Genomic DNA, 17,200 nt, shown 5'->3' with positions numbered 1-17,200 from the left:
GACACTTGCCGGGCGGCAAGTGTCTTTTCTGCTTCAGGCGTCCGTAGCTTTGCACGATTTATAGCATCGATTTGAATTGACCTGGAGTGATGCCTTCATACTTCTTAAAAACGCGGATAAAGGCATTGCTGTTATAGAAGCCAACCTTAACGGCCGCATCCCCGATACTGCTGCCTTCGCTCAGAAGCGTCTTCGCTTTCTGAAGTCTTGTTCTATTGATCGCGTCCAGCATGGACTCTCCCGTTTGTTCCTTATAAAACTTGGATAAATACGACGAATGGAGGCCGAAATGCTCCGCAACGGACGAGATGCTTATATTCACATCCTGGTAGCGCTCTGCAATATACTCCTGCACGAGATCCCTTAAATCGGTATTATGACTCTTTTTATTCGCATCGATATAACTGCAAACCTGACCTAATATATCGAGCATCACGGACTTCATCTCCGGCACGCTTTCGCAGCCGAAGAGTCTGCTCATCGGCTGCAGCTTATCCATAAACGTTTGTTCGGAGATGGCGATGTCGTCCAATGTTTTCAGCATCGTGCCGATCATCGTGAACATCAGGCATTTGGCCAGATCCGTGGAAACCGGTCCCCTCGAAAAATTTTTATCAAAGATGTCTTGTACGGCCTGTTCGGCATTATCGAATTGCCCGGCTTTAATAAAGTTGATTAGCTGCTGCTCCAGTCCTATGGGATAAAAAAACTTCTGCTCCTGCGGCGGAACCGCTATATCCTCATAATAAATGATTTGGCTGGAGCCCCTCACCAGCTTGTATTCTATCGCTTCAACCGCTTCCTGATAGGCGGCGGCTATTCCAACGATGCCTTGGTGGGTCCCGCTCACGGCAACCGTGAATCGGATATGAAACCGGTCTTGGATGTACTTTTTGGCTTCCTCCAGTATGTCGCTCGTCAAAGCCTTCGTGTCGCCGGCATCCCCGTGAAAGCTGATCAGACAAGCCATCATGCCGTCCACTTCTTCGACAAATCCATTGCTGTGCCGCTGTCCGGCCAGCTCCTCCACAATATTCTTAATGATGAGATGCACAAACTTCAGCTTCTGCTCCAAATCCTGCTCGGAGGAGTCCTTGAATAAACCGCTGTAATCCTCAATATAAAAAAGAAGGACGGCAAAGCGATCGGAAGCGAAGCTCATGTGATAGGAAGTCAGCGCGTCGTCGAGCGGGAAATTTCTCTCCAATCTTCCCTTAAGCAGCCTTTCCACAAAATTGGCTCTCATGGCCGAATTTTGCTGCTCCAGCCTGCGGTTGATTTCTTCCTTCTCGTCAAAGGTGTGGTATACGATTCCCTTGATAAACTCATATTCATGCTTCGTTGTCTCAAAGGAAATCTTGGCTTTCTCGGACAATAGCTCCACTAGCTCATTAACAGGATTATAGTTTTTTCTCGCGAAATAATAGGCCAGTACACCGCCGCCAATCAAACAAATCGCCAGACTAATCAACGTCAGATTACGGATGTACTGCGCTTTTTCCAAAAAGATAGAGGAAGGCAGCACCGACACGTATTTCCATTTGTTCACTTCCGATGAAACATACGATATTGTAACGGATTCCCCGTTTGCTTCGGTGCTTAGGATATTCTCGGAATCGTTCAGCCGGCTGTACGTCACGAGATCCTGATAGGAACGCCCGCTGGAGCTCGATGCCAGGACTTGATCATTCTCGTCGATCATAAAGACGATGCCCTGGTTAACCCACTGCACCCGCTCCACTTCCTGGCGAAACAGCCTTTCATCCAGCATGATCACGACTTTGGCATAGGAACGGTTAGGCTCCTCCAAGGGAAGCGAGCGGGCGAACGCTATGATTTTACGGGACTCCTCTCCAAGGCTCTGCCGATCCAATACCATATAGTCACCACGCTGCTTTTGGTTCATCAGTTTCAGCCATTCCGCATAATTCATCCCCTGAAAGCCTTCATACGATTCGAAAAATAGCTTAGCATCATCATACTTCGAGAAGCTATTAAGAATAATGCCGGAATTCGGCAAAAATAAATAAAAGTCATAGATAAACGGGTTAACCGTTTTATAAAGTTTAAAGTCATTTAGTAGCTGCATCATCGAATACCGGTGAAAATCAGACATTTCCCCGTTCACATACATAAGCCCATTGATTTGCGGATTAAAAGCAAGCTGCATGCTGAATCGCTCGACTTCCTTGATCCGGCTGTCCATCACCTGCTGAACCTGCTTCAACAATGCCGTATTGGCGCGATTAATCTCATTTTCTATGATACGTCCGGATTGAAAATAGACAAGGATGCTGATGATCATAGGAATAGCCAGGATGAAGGCGTACGAGCTCATCCATGAAATGAAAAGACGCTGTTTGGGGAACCGGCGTAACGATTGCTTCAAGTCCATCACACTCTCCATTAGCTGAATTTCAAGCTACATCATCATACTATCACTAGTCATCCAGGCGTCCAAGCTATTCTTTGATGGCGCCGATCATCACACCTTTGGCAAAATATTTTTGCAGGAAAGGGTACACGATCAGGATCGGTAATGTCGCTACCATAATCGTCGCATATTTGATGCTTTCGCCAATGGTATGCTTATCGGCATCCCCCATGTTGGTCATCATGCTCTCCGTGCTGTTGGTAACGAGAATTTCCCGCAAAATCAGCTGCAAGGGGAACAATTCTCGTTCTCTCAGGTAAATCATTGCGGGAAACCATGAATTCCAATGTCCTACTCCGTAGAACAGGATCATCACGGAGATCACCGGCATCGATAACGGAAGCACAATCCGGAACAGGACGCCGAAATCGGAGGCCCCGTCCATCTTCGCGGATTCAATGAGCCCCTCCGGGATCGCAGCGAAGGAAGTCCGCATTACAATCAAGTTCCAGGTAGATATCAATCCCGGAATGATGAGCGCCAGCAAGGTATTGCCCAGGTTTAAGGTTTTGTAAACAAGCAGATAGGTCGGAATCAAACCGCCGCTGAAAAACATGGTGAATACGATTATAAACATGATCGGCGTGCTCCACAGAACCTGCTTCCTGGATAAGGCATAAGCTCCGAGCGATGTCATAAAGATGTTTAAGCACGTACCGACCGTAACAATGAGTAATGTATTGGCGTATCCGGTCAAGATATTCGGATTTTGCAGCACGAGCTGATAGGCATCCAAGGAAAATCCCACGGGAAGCAGTAACATTCCCGTATGGCTCAATAGCATATTCGAGTCGCTTAAGGAAGCGGCAAAAACGTACAGGAACGGATATAGGGTGACGACAATTAACAAACACATGAGCAGCGTGTTTAGGATATCAAAGAGATATTCCCCATAGCTTTTTTTTGCAAACATAGGTCGCCCTCCTCTCTACCATAAGCCGGAACCGTTCATTCTTTTGGTCAACCAGTTGGCCGTGATCAGCAAGCTGAAATTAATGAGGGATTGAAACAGTCCGATGGCCGAGCTGGAGCTGTATTCATAGCTGCCGCTTAAGCCCTTGCGGTACACGTAAGACGAAATGACATCCGCCGTTTCAAACGTAGTGGGATTGTAAAGCAAAATGATTTTCTCGAATCCTACGTCCATCATGTGTCCGATTTTCAATATGAGCAAAATAAGAATAATCGGCGTGATGCCCGGTATCGTGATGTGAAACAATTGCCGCCACCGGCCCGCACCGTCCACTTTGGAGGCCTCATACAATTCAGGGTTGATGCCGCTGAGCGCAGCCAAATAGATGATGGAGCCCCAGCCGATCTCCTGCCAAACTCCAGAAGCAATATAAATCGTTCGAAAGTTGCCTGCTTCGGACAGCAGCGAAGACCTCTCGCCGCCAAGCCATACGATGATATCGTTGATTAGACCTTCTCTGCCTACGAAATCGATAATCATTCCGCAAATGACGATGAGCGAAATAAAGTGAGGCAAATAGGTTGCCGTTTGAATCACTCTTTTGAATAACGCGGCGCGGATTTCGTTCAATAGCAATGCCAGAATAATCGGAGCCGGAAATCCAAAAATCAGGCCGTAAAAGTTAATCAGCAGCGTGTTCCTTACAACTCTCCAGAAATAATAGCTTTCAAAAAACTCCTGGAAATGCTTGAAGCCAACCCAGGGCGAATTCCAAATCCCCTTAGCGATGTTAAATTGCTTAAAAGCGATTACCGCCCCGTACATCGGCATGTAATGCATAATGATGTAATAGATCACGACGGGCACGACCATCATGTAAATGTATTTGTTGCGAACAAAATCTTTAGCTACCGTCCTTCGGAAGCCGCCGGTAATACTCGATTTCGCGGAAACGTTCGCAGAGCCCGACGCCGGTTCGATATGCTGCATGTCAGATTCTCCTCCTTCTTTTTCGGATGGAAAAAGGGAGGAATCCACCTCCCTTTTAGGTTTCTGCTCTATCTCTTGTTATAGCGGTCCAGCGCGGCCTGTTTCATGCTGATCGCCTTTTCAATATTCATCTTCTTCAGCTGCTCCCTGTATTTATCGAAGTTCTCGACCGGCTCTACGCCCATAATAAACTTAAACAGCATTTCGCTCTGATAGGTCTTGACCTCCGCCATAATTTTGGAAAGCTGCTCTGCCTCCTCCGGCGTGTTTGTCGCGGGAGGCATCAGAACCTTTACCGCATTGTCCGCGTACTTGGACAAGGTGGTCAGTGCCTCCTTCTGCTGAGGGAAATCGTAATATTGCTCAAGGTACCGATCGTCGGCCAATCCAGGGCTCGGATAGTTCGCCCTAAAGTATTTGCCCATCGCTTCCCCAATCGACAGCTTATCGGGATTTTTCATAATGAGATCCGTATATTTCGGATACCCGTTTTCCATTTTATAAGTTAGACCCTCAACGCCGAAATTTTTGAGCATATGCCCTTCGCTGCCGTAGAGATAGTCCAGCCACTTCACCGTTTCCTCCGGATGCTTATTGGAAGTGGAAATGGCGGCGGCTCCAAAGGCGTTATACTCCCAATCTCGTGGAATAAACTTGGGTGTACTGCCTTTGACGGCTACCGGGTACTGGACCATCACCAGGCTGACGTTCGGACTTTTCCCCTTCAATGCCGGAATAAACTTGCCCATACTGCTTCCGATATAACCTGGGAAGGCTCCCGCTTTCTCCGTTGTCACCTTGGAATCGAACGCTTTAGTGTCATTGGTAGCGAAATCCTTGTCGATCAATCCCTCTTTGTACCATTTGCTGAACAGCGTCAGAAACTGCTGATAGGCCGGCTCATACGGACCATACTTGACGACGCCGTTATCGACATAAAAGTCGTTGTTCACTCCGAAGGCTTCCAAGAAGCCCGGGATCCCGCCTATATGTCCTTTGGTCAAGGTGAATGGAGTGGTGGCACCCTTCTTCTCCTTGAATGCCTTTAATACCTTCTCCCAGTCGTCGATCGTTTCCGGCTGGGCAAGTCCAAGCTCATCCAACCAGTCCTTCCGCACCATGATGCCGCCGAAAACCCGGTTCTTCTGAATGTTAAGTGAAGGAAAAGCATAAATATTTCCGTTATCCGTGCTGATTTGCTTCTTCACCTCAGGATGGCTGTCCAGAATCCTTTTGAGATTAGGAGCATGCTTGTCGATCAGATCATTAAGCTTGATGATGATTCCATCCTCGATCGCTTTGTTCGGGCCACCGGGATAATTAACCCACCCGTACTCGATTACGTCCGTCAAATCATTGGAGGCTACCAGCAATCCGAATTGCTCAGCGACCTGACCCGCAGCCGGGTGCTTGAAATTCACCTTCACTCCCGTGCGCTTCTCAAGCTCTTTGTACATTTCAACCTGTCCTAGGCTGGTGACGCTTGCCGCCGCATTGCTCGTTAAATCTGTCCAGTACGTCAAAGTGATTGGTTTTGTCGGAGTTTTGCTTCCTTCTGCAGACTGGGCGGGTGCCGCATCCTTGCCTGTACATCCGGCCACCAAGCTTCCTGTCATTACTACAGCCAGGGAGAGAGCTAATGATTTCTTTGTGGTTGTTCTCATTTTGAAATATCCCCTTTCTGGATTTCCTGTTGCCAAGTCCGTCGCTTTCGACAAACTAACAGTAGCCCAGGCAAACCATGTAAGTAAATCACCAATTCACTTCTTCATCCTAAAAAGCGGATATTGCCCATCACCAAAAATTAATTTCATATTCAACATTCAATAAAAGCCCGCTATCAGGGTACAAATGGATAACTATAGGTTCCTTAGCACACCATTCAGGTCTTTTTATCCATACCGAATACCAATAAAGACTCTTGTAACAGTTTGGTTTCAAGGAATTCAAGGACTTTTTACATGGTAGAATAAGGGGAATCCGGTAAAAACCCATGTCTTTTTTCTTATTTTTGTTGCAAACGCCACAGATTATTTTGACCGCCTGTGAAATAATGGATGCTACGACGACCTGCCGTAGTGCAGCCTGATTCTAAGCTACAGAATAAGGGTGATCCATTCATGAGACTACTTCCCATATCCTTCATACAACCTGGCATGCGCCTCGGGAAGCCTATCGTCACCGAGGAAGGAAAGACGCTTCTCGGGTACCATGTCGAGCTAACCCAAGGAGTTCTTACCCGGCTGAGACAAATGGGCTTTCATCAGCTATACATTGAAGACCCCAGAACGGACGACATCCGGATCGAGGACCCGCTGCGGGAGGAAACCCGTACCTTGGTTCGCGGGAACCTGCTCCGCATTTTTCAAACGATGATGAGCAGCGGAGGCGAGTTAAGCAACACAGAGAAGCTGATGTTTGCTAAAGCGGCAACCCAATCGGTCCAGGGGATACTGGATGACGTGCAAGCAAGCTCCAGACCGAACGACGATACGATCGTGCTGATGGACCTCAACCGAAGAAGCCATTCGCCGATGGAACATTTTACGCAAAATGCCGTAAACGTTTGTGTCTATGCAACCCGGCTCGGCCTGACGGAGCGGTTCACCAAAGATGATCTCTACGCCATCGCATTAGGCGGTATGTTTCACGATATCGGCAATTCGCTAATATCCCCTAAGCTGCTGCAGAAGGACTCCTCTCTCTCACCGCAAGAGTACAGCGAAATTCAGAAGCACACCGAGTACGGCTACAAAATTCTCAAGGAACTCCCCGGCATGCCCTTGCTGGCCGCACACTGTGCGTTACAGCATCATGAGAAGTTTAGCGGAGGAGGATACCCCTCCGGTCTATCCGGAAGCAGCATTCATTCATTCGCCCAATGGGTCGGCTTGCTCGACGCCTATGACGCCATGATCAACCCGCGTCCTTATCGGTCTGCAATTCCTCCCGATTATGCATTAGAAATGCTTTTCGCCGGAGCCGGAACGTTGTATGATAAGTGTAAGGTGGAAGGCTTCCGCAACAAGGTCGCGATATACCCCGTCGGGTTAAGCGTACGGCTAAGCACGGGCGAAAGCGGCTTGGTCTCTCGCATTAACCATTCTTATAAGCAGCGTCCCGTGGTTCGAGTGCTGACCTCCCCAAGCGGTGAGGATCTGAAGCATCCTTACGAAATAGACTTGTCCCGCCATCTGCACATCATGATTTTCCGAGTCGGAGAAGATGCGCTGGTCCATTGACACGCTTGCGAAATACATGATCGGAAAAGAGTGATGTGTTCCATGAGCAAGTTAATCCCCTTATTGAAAAATGTTCCTTTGTTCCAAGATTTAACCGTCCCGGAGCTCGAGACCATCGCCCCCTTATTTGTCGAGCGGAAATATAAGAAGGGGACGATTCTGTTCTTCGAGGGCGATACAGGAGAAGAGTTTTTCCTGATTCAGAGCGGTGTCGTCAAAATTTATCGGATCGATAACGCCAAGGAGATCATCCTCTCCCTGTTCCGAGACGGCGATTTCTTCGGGGAAATGTCGCTGATGCAGAAGGGACTGACCCGTTCCGCCACAGCCGAGACGCTTGAGCTCAGCTCGATCTACACGCTGGTCCGGTCCGAGTTCTACCAGTTCATGGAACGGAACCCGACCATCAGCCTTAAGCTGCTCGAGGTTACGATGGAACGGCTGCGGAAGGCCAATGAGCAAATTTATGATTTAACGTTTCTGGATGTACGGACACGGACCATCAAAACGATTTATCGCCTGTCGGAGGAGTACGGTATCGTGAAGCCGAACGGCATCTTGATCAACATGAAGCTGACCCATCAGCAGTTGGCCAACATGGTCGGTACGGTGCGGGAATCGGTGACGAAGGTGCTGCAGGAGCTGCAGGAGGACGATACGATTACGATCGAAAAGAAGTTTATTTTTGTAAAAAATGTGGACGGGCTGAAGAAGATGATTTACTAATTCATAGGTCGATGTAATCCCCCAGCGAATGGGGGATGGCTTTTTTGTAATATTAACTATACATGCAGCGAGAGAAGGAGCTTTCCGGATGAAATCAAAGAGCATTTTCCTATTATCTTTGCTGAGCTTTAGCTTGCTTCCGACCTCGGGCACGGTCTTCTCTGCGGGGAAAGAGAGCGACATTGTACTAACCCTGGATGAGGTTCAGGCCAATGTGGGAAGCAGAGCCGTAGTGCTCCCAACGCCTCCCGTACTTGAGGGTTCAACGACACTCGTTCCGTTGCGGTTTATTAGCGAAGCAGTAGGAGTGAGCGTTCAATGGGACGAGCCTTCGAGGAAAATTACCATGCAAGGCCCGAACCAAACACTTGAGGTGACCGTTGGGAGCATGGAAGCCATTGTTAACGGCAAGCCCGTTGCCTTGGAACAAGCTGCTTCTATCCAGAACGATGTGACCATGGTGCCATTACGCTTCGTCTCTGAGTACTTCGGGCAGCAGGTAAGCTATGACGCAGCTTCCCGCAAAATTACGCTTTCTCCTAAGGAGGACACCGGCAAAGAGCCTAAGCCGGCAGCGGCTGTTGACAGCAAAAAGCGGCTCGAAAAGGTGACGGTTGATAATTTAATGCAGATTTCGGCGTCCGTGCCTATTTACGAACCATACCAGTCATACGGCCCCTTCAGAACACCGAGTGATTACAGAATAACGACCCTATTAGGTATGGTCATAACAAAGGGAGGGGACATTTACTATCTAGAAAATAAGCGGGAAAGCTCTTCTCAAGACATCGGTACATTCGCCGTAAAAATATACCGGCCTCAAAAAGATTTGTTGTCAGCCACCTCCATCATTACTATAGACAAGCGTTTCAACCTGACCTACAAAAATCAAAGACAAAGCGAAAAGGAACTGATATTTAACAAGCTGCAACCAGTCAAGCTCTTTTATGATGAAGCTTCGGATAAGGTATTTCTTCTTGCGGAATCCTTTGATCCGGACTTCAAACGGATGATTTTTTATGAATTGCGGCCTGAGGTAAAGGCTGCCTTCTATTCGGCGGATATGGACACTATACTCCATTCCGATCGGAATGTGCTCCTAGGCCCAAACGGGCAAGGCTTTACTTTCAGTGACGTGTTCCACCGGCATTTGCATACAACGAATCAAGCAGGCCAACCGAGCACTGCCCGTTTCGAGTCGGGGCTGCAAGCCACGATGAGGCTTACCTCCTTGGTATTAGGGGACCAAACGTTTTTGCTGGATCAGACTTCCTCCACTTTATATGAATTGGCCCCAGAAGGAGTGAAGGAGCGGGTAAAGCTCAAAATGCCGGACTTGCTCGCGGTGACTGCGGCCAATGGATACTTTTATGCTGCTGACAAAGACAAGGTGGTTCAAATCAGCACGAAGGGCGAGATCACTCCCTATGTTACCTTCAAGGAGCTCAATTACACACAGGGACAATATAATCCTGAAACGAAGGCCTATGAGGATTTCCGTTATAGCCGTCCGTTGCAGCCATTTGAAATGACGCAGGAATCCTTGCTTGTCGTGGATTCCAATGGCGATGTGTATGTATTCGATAGGCCTCAACATACGTTTCGAAGATTCAACGTATTTAGCCCCGCCTGATTCGGCGGGGCTTTTTAATGCAGCTAGCTATTGTTTTGCCGCTGCCGGAAATATTCCCGCAGGATCCGCAGGAAGACGTTAGGGAACGGGTACTGTTCCATCTCCTCCTCCGCGATCCATCGGTACGCCGCCGGCAAGGGCGGCTCCAGGCCCGGCACGGGCGATGGCTCCGCATGGCACACATACACCTCCATATCCCAATGGATATGGCTGAAGGTGTGCTCCGCGTGCAGGAGCCACGCCGCCGGGCGGACGCCGATGCCGTCCGCGGCCAGGTGGCCGCCCAGCACCGCATGGGCGGCCGGAAGGCTCGCTGCCGCAGGCGCGGTGCCCGCTGACGAGTCAGCGGGGGCCGCGGTGTGCGGCAGCTCCCACATGCGCGCCAGCAGGCCTTCGGCCGGGCGCTGGCGGATGAGCACGCGCCCGGCGTGCTCGCGCGTGCCTTCGACGAGCGCAGCGAGGCGCTGCTCGGGGCGCGGGGGCTTCGCCTTCTTCTTGACCGGCAGCGCCTCCTCCATTCCGGCCTCCCGGCCGGAACAGTGGGCGAGCACCGGGCAGGTGAGGCAGTGCGGCGAGCGCGGAGTGCAGACCATGGCGCCCAGCTCCATGAGCGCTTGGTTGAAATCGCCGGCAGCCCCCTCGGGGATGAGCTCCTGCGCCAGCTTTTCCATAAGAACACGCGTGCTGCCTTTCATAATATCCTCTTCGATCAGGAAGTAACGGGAAAGCACCCGCATGACGTTCCCGTCTACCGCCGGCTCAGGCTTGTTATACGCGATGCTCAGAATGGCTCCGGCCGTGTACGGACCGACGCCTCTGAGCGAGGAGACTCCCTCCTTCGTGTCCGGCACGACGCCGCCATACCGCTCCTGAACCTCCCGAACGGCCGTCTGAAGATTCCTGGCCCGCGAGTAATAACCGAGTCCCTCCCAGCACTTCAACACCTCCTCTTCCGGCGCCTCGGCCAGCGCTTCAATGGTAGGGAACTTTTCTATGAATCTATGAAAATACGGCTTGACCGTTTCGACTCTCGTTTGCTGCAGCATAATTTCCGATACCCAGATGTGATAAGGGTTTCGGCTGCGACGCCACGGCAGGTCCCGCTTGCTTTGACGGTACCAGGCTAACAGCTCGCGGCTGAAGTAAGATTTTTGCTCTGCTGGATACATGTTGTCTCCTTCTCTTAGGTATAGGATCGGGGTATAATGTAGTGAATAAACGCCATGAAAGGACGATGAACATGCTGACTCCCGGAGAACTCGCTTCCCGTCTGAATAAGCTGGTAATCTCCATCCTGATGGTCGGACACCAGAAATGCGAGCCTCACTGGTACCATAAGCCCCGAGAGATTCGGCATCACTCCATCTGGCTTGTCGTCAAAGGCAAGGGCACCTTCACCATCGGCGGCACACATTATCCGGCGGAGCCGGGCAAGCTGTTCTGCTTCGCTCCGGGTATGAAGGTCGAACGGAAGACGGACCCGGAACAGCCGCTGGAATATTACTTTCTACGATTTCATTATACGGAATGTTACGAGGAGAAGGAACAGTGGATTTATCGCAGTGCGGCTGAGACGGGATTTCCGCTGGAAGGCATGTACACGGTAACGAATGCGCCTCAACTGATCTATTTGTTCGAGCAGATGGATACGCTGTGGAAGCGGCGCGGGCATATGACGGCGATGCGGCGCAATATTTTGCTGCATGAATTTCTGCTGGCCTTGATCCAGGACTTCCGGACGCAGAAAATCGCCGGCGATACGACAGCAGCCATCGAGCTGACCCAGGATTATATGGCTCAGCATTATCAAGAGTCTCTGACCCTGGAGAGTCTCGCCCAAATGGCCGGGCTCAGCGTGAGCCACTACTCCCGCCTGTTCAAAAAATATATCGGCTACAGCCCGATCGACTATTTGACTCACCTGCGCGTGGACCGTGCGAAGGAGCTATTGGTGCTGTCCGACTATCGTTTGAAATCGATTGCAGGCAGTGTAGGCTATACGGATGAGTTTTATTTCAGCCGCATTTTCAAGAAGGTGACCGGACAATCGCCTCGGGAATATGCGAAAAAGCATCGGTTTGCCCCGTTTCGCTGACGGTTTGACTTCATTTTGGGAAAAGTGTACGCTGGGGAAAACAGGTGGATGGTGTGGTGAAAAAGCATTATGACGGAAACCGCGGCTTCCCGGCGTAAAGGCGCTTCCGGAGGCACAAGTAGGGTACCGCAGCTTAAGGGGTCCCGCGAGGCTGCGCGGCCTTATGCTGCATTTTTGTATGTGTGGGGGCTTCAGTGGATTGTGGCGGCCATCGTGGAATTTATGGGCCAGTGGCGGGATGTCAGCTTGTATCAAGCTGTGGTGTTGTGGACGGCCGTGGCGGTAACGGTCGTTCTGGGAGCCCGTCGCTCCGTGGCGGCTGCCGCGGCCCGGGATGGGCTCGCTTGGCTGGTGCCGCTCGCGATAGGGATCGGCGGACTCATAGTACTGCAACGGGTCGGAGCCGTTACATGGTTCTTCTGGCCCGTGCTTCAAGGCTTCGCGCTCTCCTTTGGGTTCGCGCTGGCCTCTCCCCGGCTCGGGCTTCCGCTGTTCTGGCTCAGCTTATGGATGTTTGCTGTGACGGCCTGTGCCGCATTTTATTATCTGGGTTATAGCTCGCTGCTGGTCGGAGGCTTCGGAGGACTCAGCCTGCTGGCCGTCGGCTGGATGATTTCGGTATGGAACAGGAGGCGTAGAATGCGATGAAACGGATTACAGGGTTGGTATCACTGGCTTTGGTGGCGGTGCTCATGTCCGGCTGTGGAACGCAAAACAGCCCCGAGCCTTTCGGCGGCGGAGGGAAGGGCGGTGGCAGCGGCATGACCAAGGAGCAGGCGATGGCCGGGGCCTCCGATGAGATTCAAACGGTCTATGCCAAAAACTGTCTCTCCTGCCACGGTGGGAGTCTGGAAGGGAAGATCGGACCGAACACGAACCTGCAGAAGGTTGGATCTCGAATGAACAAAGAGCAGATTGCAAAGCAGATCAATCAAGGCGGCAATGGAATGCCGGGATTCGGCGGGAAGCTGAAGCCGGAGGAAGCAGAGGCGCTTGCCGCTTGGCTGGCGGAGAAGAAGTAACGCTTGCCGGTGGCAGCAGATCTGCTGAGGGCGACGGCATTTCTGCAAAAATACAATTTTTTTCCTGATTGCCTATCAAAACTGAATAGATTTCTGCGAATATGCAGAATTTCCAGGCTGCTAGCCCATTTTCAGCCACGGTGGCTTCTGAAAGATGCGTTTTATCACAAATCTCATGCTGAACTTGGATTAGGGTCGTAAATTTCTGCACGTTTGCAGCTTTCGCCTTCGCACTACAAAAAACAACCGTCCCTGCAACCAAACATGGCAGGGACGGTTTTCGCGTTTATTCCGAGTAAAAAAAGCCGAAGGGCTTGCGCTGCCGGCATCGGGGGCAATCCAAAGGCTCCATCTCTTTCGTCTCGAAGCTGTCATACGTTTCCTTCCTTTGCAGCAGACGATAGCCACATTGCGGACATACGCTCTCATCATGGGGATCGTACATGGCGGGCACCTCCTGTTACGGACTGGAACTTTCGACAAAGGTAACCATAGTATGGACTGCCTTCCCTTTAATTATGCGGCTGCTCGGCAATGGCGTAGGCCATGGCCATGCTCTCGCTGTGCGTAATGCTGACGTGCAGTGTCACCGCATCCGGCGCCAGGCCGATTCTCAGCCAGGCGGCCTCAGCGAGCTGCGCCGTGGGCTTTCCCTTGGCATCCGGCAGCACGGAGAGGTCCTGGAAGCCGACCTCTTTGCCGATACCGCAGCCCAGCGCCTTCACCAGCGCTTCCTTAGCGGCGAACCGGCCTGCCAGAAACTCCGCCAGCCGGCCCCGCCGCTTCGCTGCCAGCTCCCGCTCCGGCGGTGTCAGCACCCGCTCGAGGAAACGGTCTCCGGCCGAGCTGTTCAATATTCGCCGAATGCGCTCAATCTCCAGCAAATCGGTCCCAACACCGATGATCATATGCCGCCTCCTTCCTCCGAGGTCTATAAGGCAACCCCAGAGAGTTCTCCCAGCCTCATGAGCTCACCCTACCTGAGCAGTGGGGATAAGCCCCCAACACAGCTGCAGACCCCCTGAGCCATAGGGATAAACCCCTTAATAGATCTTGTCCACCACGGCTTTAGCCGTTTTCTCCTTATACAGCTGCGCTTTCTCCTTAATCCGGGTCGCAATGACGGAGAACAGGATATCGATGACGAGCAGCTGCGCCATTTTACCGGCAACCGAGCCCCCGTCAAAAGGAAGCTCCTTTCCCGCAGTCAGCAGAATATGATCCGCTGTTTTCGTAATCGGCGACTTAGCGAACTGGGTAATTGCTACTGTGCCGGCTCCATTCTCCTTGGCGATCCGAAGCGCATCAATGGTATCCTTAGTGCTGCCGGAGACGGTGAGTCCAATCGCCACATCCTTTTCCCCCAGCGTAGCTGCTGACATTGCCTGCAGATGGGAGTCTGTGACCGCTTCCGTTGCGATCCCGATACGGAGAAATTTGCTCTTGGCATCCACCGCCGTAATTCCCGACACTCCCACGCCATAGAAATGAATTCGTCTTGCGCTCAGCAAAAGGATCGCCACTTCCTCTACCTTCTTGGAATCGAGCAGTGTCATCGTCTCCTGCAGCGCCTTTATATTCGCCGAGGCTGCCTTCTGCATAATAGCTTGAATTTCGTCATTCTCGTCGAAGCCGCCAACTATTGAGGAAGAAGCTACCGCATGATTTTGCGCGAGCGCCAATTTAAATTCCTGATATCCTTTATACCCGAGCTTCCGGCAAAAGCGGAGCACCGTCGTCTCACCTACATCCGCTTGCTCCGCCAGGTCGGTTACCGATAAATAAATGACCTGCTCGAACCGGTCCCGGATAAACTCCGCTACCTTGCTCTCAGAGGCTGTTAAGGCATTCTTCAAGCTGTTGATCTTCACTTGAATCGCGCTAACCTCAGACTTAGACATCGTATGTCTCCCCCGCTCGTTGAACTGTTATCCTTGGTTATATCATATCACAGTCACCGACGGACAGGCAGTCTCCCCTTTTTCCTGAGTGTAAACGATAGTGCAATGAAAAAACCATCAACGCGCTTTATGAGGCAGCCCTCGGCATTGATGGTTTTGCTGCATATCGTTAAATTCCAGGAATCGGAGCGCGCTTATGCTCTGTTCGCAAGTACTGCTTCTCCAGCTTCGCTTGCGCATCCGCCGAAATCTGCTTGCCCTCGAGATAATCGCTGTTGTCGCCGTACGTAATGCCGAGTTCCTGCTCGTCCGTCTGGCCTTCCCAGAGGCCTGCCGTCGGGGCCTTATCGAGCACGCTCTGCGGAACACCAAGCTTCGACGCCAGCTGCCTAACCTGACGCTTGTTCAGCGAGCTTAGCGGCGTGATGTCTACGGCACCGTCACCGTACTTCGTGAAGAAGCCGGTAATCGCCTCGGAGGCATGGTCCGTACCCACAACGAGCAGGTTCAACTCGAAGGCTAAGGCATACTGCATGACCATCCGGGTTCTGGCTTTCACGTTTCCTTTGCCGCCGCGGCTCAGGTGCTTGTGAACTCCAATCGACTTCAGCCCATGCTCCGCTTCAAGCGCGATTTCGTTCACCGCTTCCTCGATGTTCGTCTCGATGCGGTACTTCAGCTGGAACGCTTCCGCTGTAGCATAGCTGTCCGCAATGTCCGCCTGCTCGCCATAAGGCTGAAATACACCGACCGTCTTATATTCACGGCCCTTCTCCGCCGTCAGTTCATCGGTCGCCATTTTGCAAAGGCCTGTCGCCACCGCACTGTCAATCCCGCCGCTAATGGCAATCAGCAGACCCTCTACGCCCGCCTTCACAACATATTCCTTCAAAAAATCAACCCGCTTGCGAATTTCCGCATCGACGTCAATCTCGGGCTTCACACCGAGCTTTGCGATGATCTCCTGCTGTAATGTCATGGGGAGCACCTCTTCCTCATTTTTCTATTTAGTATAACCGTCCGGCCCCGTTCGTTACAATACAAAAACTCCCGCCGCGCTAAGTCGGCAGGAGTCCGGGGACTGCGATTATTTGCAGTATTCGTTAAAAGCGCCGATCAAATCGGCGGCGATCATCTCTGCAGAGCGATCCTCCACCTGATGACGCTGGATGAAATGCACCAGCTGACCGTCCTTCATCAAAGCGATGGAAGGCGACGACGGCGGATACGGAGCGAAATATTCGCGTGCCTTCGCTGTAGCTTCTTTATCTTGGCCTGCGAACACGGTGAACAGGCGGTCGGGCTTCACATCGTTCTGCAGCGCCTTGGCTACGCCCGGACGGCATTGACCCGCAGCACAACCGCAAACCGAGTTGACAACGATGAGCGCCGTCCCCTCTTGATTGCTGAGCGCTTCCTCCACTTGCTCCGGTGTAGTCAGCTCTTCGATACCAAGACGAGTAAGCTCATCGCGCATCGGTTGAACACTATTTCTCATGAATGCCTCAAAGGACATAGACATGCTTCCATTCACTCCTTTTTCAACATATCGGTATAGTAAGTATCCTTATGACCTTATTATACATCGGGGAGGAATGAAAGCAAGCGCCTCTTTTCTGCAGAAGAAGGGGCGGAGGCCCTAAGGACGTCCGCGCTTCGTGTCTTTCTTCTTGACATCGGGATCCCCTTCTTGACTCTCGAATAGATACGGCTTGTAAGCAACATCCTTATCCGGATGCATAAAAGGATAACCCTGCGGAGGAATCCCTTGTTCGAACAATTCCTTGTTCTCGGCTGTCTGGAAGCCTACATCTTTATAGGGATGCACCCAGTCGTCTCCCGACATGACGGAAGGATCCGTATCCTTGCTCCAATTCTCCAACGGGGAATTGTCCGATTCATATTCATGGTCACCGATCAGAACGCCGTGCTCGTTGACGAACGGCTCCCGAGGCCCGCGGTCTTGCTGGTACTCCGCACGAAAGTTAATTTCGAACGGATCGAGGGTCGGATCGTTCTTTTCGTTATACTCAATGTTTGTTTCTACGTTCTCATAGGTTTGCGTATTCTTGTCTTTCATGAGAACCTCCTCGGATGATGGCGATCGTTACACCGAAGGACGATTAGGGCCGTCCAGCTTCTTATCGAACGCCGCGCTTGTCGGATCCGGGCTGCTCGTTTGCCCGTTCCCGCGAGCTTGCTTGGCTTGCTCAACAGAGCTGTTGGACTGTTTCTTGACCATCG

At 51.5% G+C, this 17,200-nt stretch carries 18 protein-coding genes; 6 read left to right on the top strand and 12 right to left on the bottom strand.

All coding sequences use genetic code 11. From position 1 onward, the window contains the following. Positions 1 to 58 precede the first annotated feature (58 nt). From QMO62_RS20225 to QMO62_RS20210, 4 genes are all read right to left on the bottom strand, one after another. A complete protein-coding gene (locus QMO62_RS20225) occupies positions 59 to 2,407 on the bottom strand; it encodes a helix-turn-helix domain-containing protein (protein WP_284643726.1) in 2,349 nt (782 codons plus the stop codon). Positions 2,408 to 2,462: 55 nt separating this feature from the next. Further along, positions 2,463 to 3,347 (bottom strand): carbohydrate ABC transporter permease, encoded by an 885-nt coding sequence (locus tag QMO62_RS20220; protein WP_284643725.1) that lies wholly within the window; start codon positions 3,345 to 3,347, stop codon positions 2,463 to 2,465. Positions 3,348 to 3,362: 15 nt separating this feature from the next. Next, positions 3,363 to 4,337 carry an ABC transporter permease gene (locus QMO62_RS20215; RefSeq protein WP_284643723.1) on the bottom strand — a complete coding sequence of 325 codons (975 nt, stop codon included), beginning with the start codon at positions 4,335 to 4,337 and terminating at the stop codon, positions 3,363 to 3,365. A 68-nt stretch (positions 4,338 to 4,405) separates the two neighbouring features. Beyond that, the gene (locus QMO62_RS20210; RefSeq protein WP_284643721.1) at positions 4,406 to 6,001 is read right to left on the bottom strand and encodes an extracellular solute-binding protein; all 1,596 of its coding nucleotides are present in this window, start codon (positions 5,999 to 6,001) and stop codon (positions 4,406 to 4,408) included. 456 nt (positions 6,002 to 6,457) lie between these two features. Here QMO62_RS20210 and QMO62_RS20205 point away from each other — a divergent pair, with 456 nt between their 5' ends. From QMO62_RS20205 to QMO62_RS20195, 3 genes are all read left to right on the top strand, one after another. Then, complete coding sequence (locus tag QMO62_RS20205) at positions 6,458 to 7,579, top strand: HD-GYP domain-containing protein (RefSeq protein WP_284643719.1); 1,122 nt, start codon at positions 6,458 to 6,460, stop codon at positions 7,577 to 7,579. Between the two features lie 42 nt (positions 7,580 to 7,621). After that, positions 7,622 to 8,305 (top strand): Crp/Fnr family transcriptional regulator, encoded by a 684-nt coding sequence (locus tag QMO62_RS20200; RefSeq protein ID WP_284643717.1) that lies wholly within the window; start codon positions 7,622 to 7,624, stop codon positions 8,303 to 8,305. An 88-nt stretch (positions 8,306 to 8,393) separates the two neighbouring features. Beyond that, complete coding sequence (locus QMO62_RS20195; RefSeq protein ID WP_284643715.1) at positions 8,394 to 9,938, top strand: copper amine oxidase N-terminal domain-containing protein; 1,545 nt, start codon at positions 8,394 to 8,396, stop codon at positions 9,936 to 9,938. Positions 9,939 to 9,961: 23 nt separating this feature from the next. Here the strand turns inward: QMO62_RS20195 and mutY are convergent, their stop codons facing one another. Then, on the bottom strand, positions 9,962 to 11,107 hold the full coding sequence (gene mutY / locus QMO62_RS20190) for an A/G-specific adenine glycosylase (RefSeq protein WP_284643713.1): 1,146 nt from the start codon (positions 11,105 to 11,107) through the stop codon (positions 9,962 to 9,964). A gap of 41 nt (positions 11,108 to 11,148) precedes the next feature. On the opposite strand from mutY, the gene QMO62_RS20185 reads away from it, so the two are divergent. From QMO62_RS20185 to QMO62_RS20175, 3 genes are all read left to right on the top strand, one after another. Continuing rightward, positions 11,149 to 12,033: an AraC family transcriptional regulator gene (locus QMO62_RS20185; RefSeq protein ID WP_284643711.1), complete on the top strand. Its 885-nt coding sequence runs from the start codon at positions 11,149 to 11,151 to the stop codon at positions 12,031 to 12,033. 69 nt (positions 12,034 to 12,102) lie between these two features. Beyond that, positions 12,103 to 12,681: a hypothetical protein gene (locus QMO62_RS20180; protein WP_284643709.1), complete on the top strand. Its 579-nt coding sequence runs from the start codon at positions 12,103 to 12,105 to the stop codon at positions 12,679 to 12,681. Then, positions 12,678 to 13,055, top strand: a complete 378-nt coding sequence (locus tag QMO62_RS20175) for a c-type cytochrome (protein ID WP_284643708.1) — start codon at positions 12,678 to 12,680, stop codon at positions 13,053 to 13,055. The genes QMO62_RS20180 and QMO62_RS20175 overlap by 4 nt, the downstream gene beginning before the upstream one ends. Positions 13,056 to 13,341: 286 nt before the next feature. On the opposite strand, the gene QMO62_RS20170 is transcribed toward QMO62_RS20175, so the two are convergent. The 7 genes from QMO62_RS20170 to QMO62_RS20140 all read right to left on the bottom strand — a co-directional run bounded on the left by QMO62_RS20170 (position 13,342) and on the right by QMO62_RS20140 (position 17,198). Further along, positions 13,342 to 13,500, bottom strand: coding sequence for a hypothetical protein (locus tag QMO62_RS20170; protein ID WP_284643706.1), 159 nt, complete (start codon positions 13,498 to 13,500; stop codon positions 13,342 to 13,344). A 67-nt stretch (positions 13,501 to 13,567) separates the two neighbouring features. Further along, the gene (gene acpS / locus QMO62_RS20165; protein ID WP_284643704.1) at positions 13,568 to 13,963 is read right to left on the bottom strand and encodes a holo-ACP synthase; all 396 of its coding nucleotides are present in this window, start codon (positions 13,961 to 13,963) and stop codon (positions 13,568 to 13,570) included. Positions 13,964 to 14,098: 135 nt separating this feature from the next. Continuing rightward, on the bottom strand, positions 14,099 to 14,956 hold the full coding sequence (locus tag QMO62_RS20160) for a MurR/RpiR family transcriptional regulator (protein ID WP_284643702.1): 858 nt from the start codon (positions 14,954 to 14,956) through the stop codon (positions 14,099 to 14,101). A 169-nt stretch (positions 14,957 to 15,125) separates the two neighbouring features. Then, a complete protein-coding gene (gene nadE, locus QMO62_RS20155; protein WP_284643700.1) occupies positions 15,126 to 15,935 on the bottom strand; it encodes an NAD(+) synthase in 810 nt (269 codons plus the stop codon). Between the two features lie 108 nt (positions 15,936 to 16,043). Then, the gene (locus QMO62_RS20150) at positions 16,044 to 16,478 is read right to left on the bottom strand and encodes a BrxA/BrxB family bacilliredoxin (RefSeq protein ID WP_284643699.1); all 435 of its coding nucleotides are present in this window, start codon (positions 16,476 to 16,478) and stop codon (positions 16,044 to 16,046) included. A 117-nt stretch (positions 16,479 to 16,595) separates the two neighbouring features. Further along, the gene (locus QMO62_RS20145; RefSeq protein ID WP_284643698.1) at positions 16,596 to 17,036 is read right to left on the bottom strand and encodes a DUF3905 domain-containing protein; all 441 of its coding nucleotides are present in this window, start codon (positions 17,034 to 17,036) and stop codon (positions 16,596 to 16,598) included. A 27-nt stretch (positions 17,037 to 17,063) separates the two neighbouring features. Then, complete coding sequence (locus QMO62_RS20140) at positions 17,064 to 17,198, bottom strand: hypothetical protein (RefSeq protein WP_284643696.1); 135 nt, start codon at positions 17,196 to 17,198, stop codon at positions 17,064 to 17,066. Positions 17,199 to 17,200 lie beyond the last annotated feature (2 nt).

It is taken from the genome of Paenibacillus silviterrae (genome assembly GCF_030167925.1).
GTDB lineage: Bacteria > Bacillota > Bacilli > Paenibacillales > NBRC-103111 > Paenibacillus_G > Paenibacillus_G silviterrae.
This window is presented reverse-complemented; position numbering and strand designations above follow the sequence as displayed.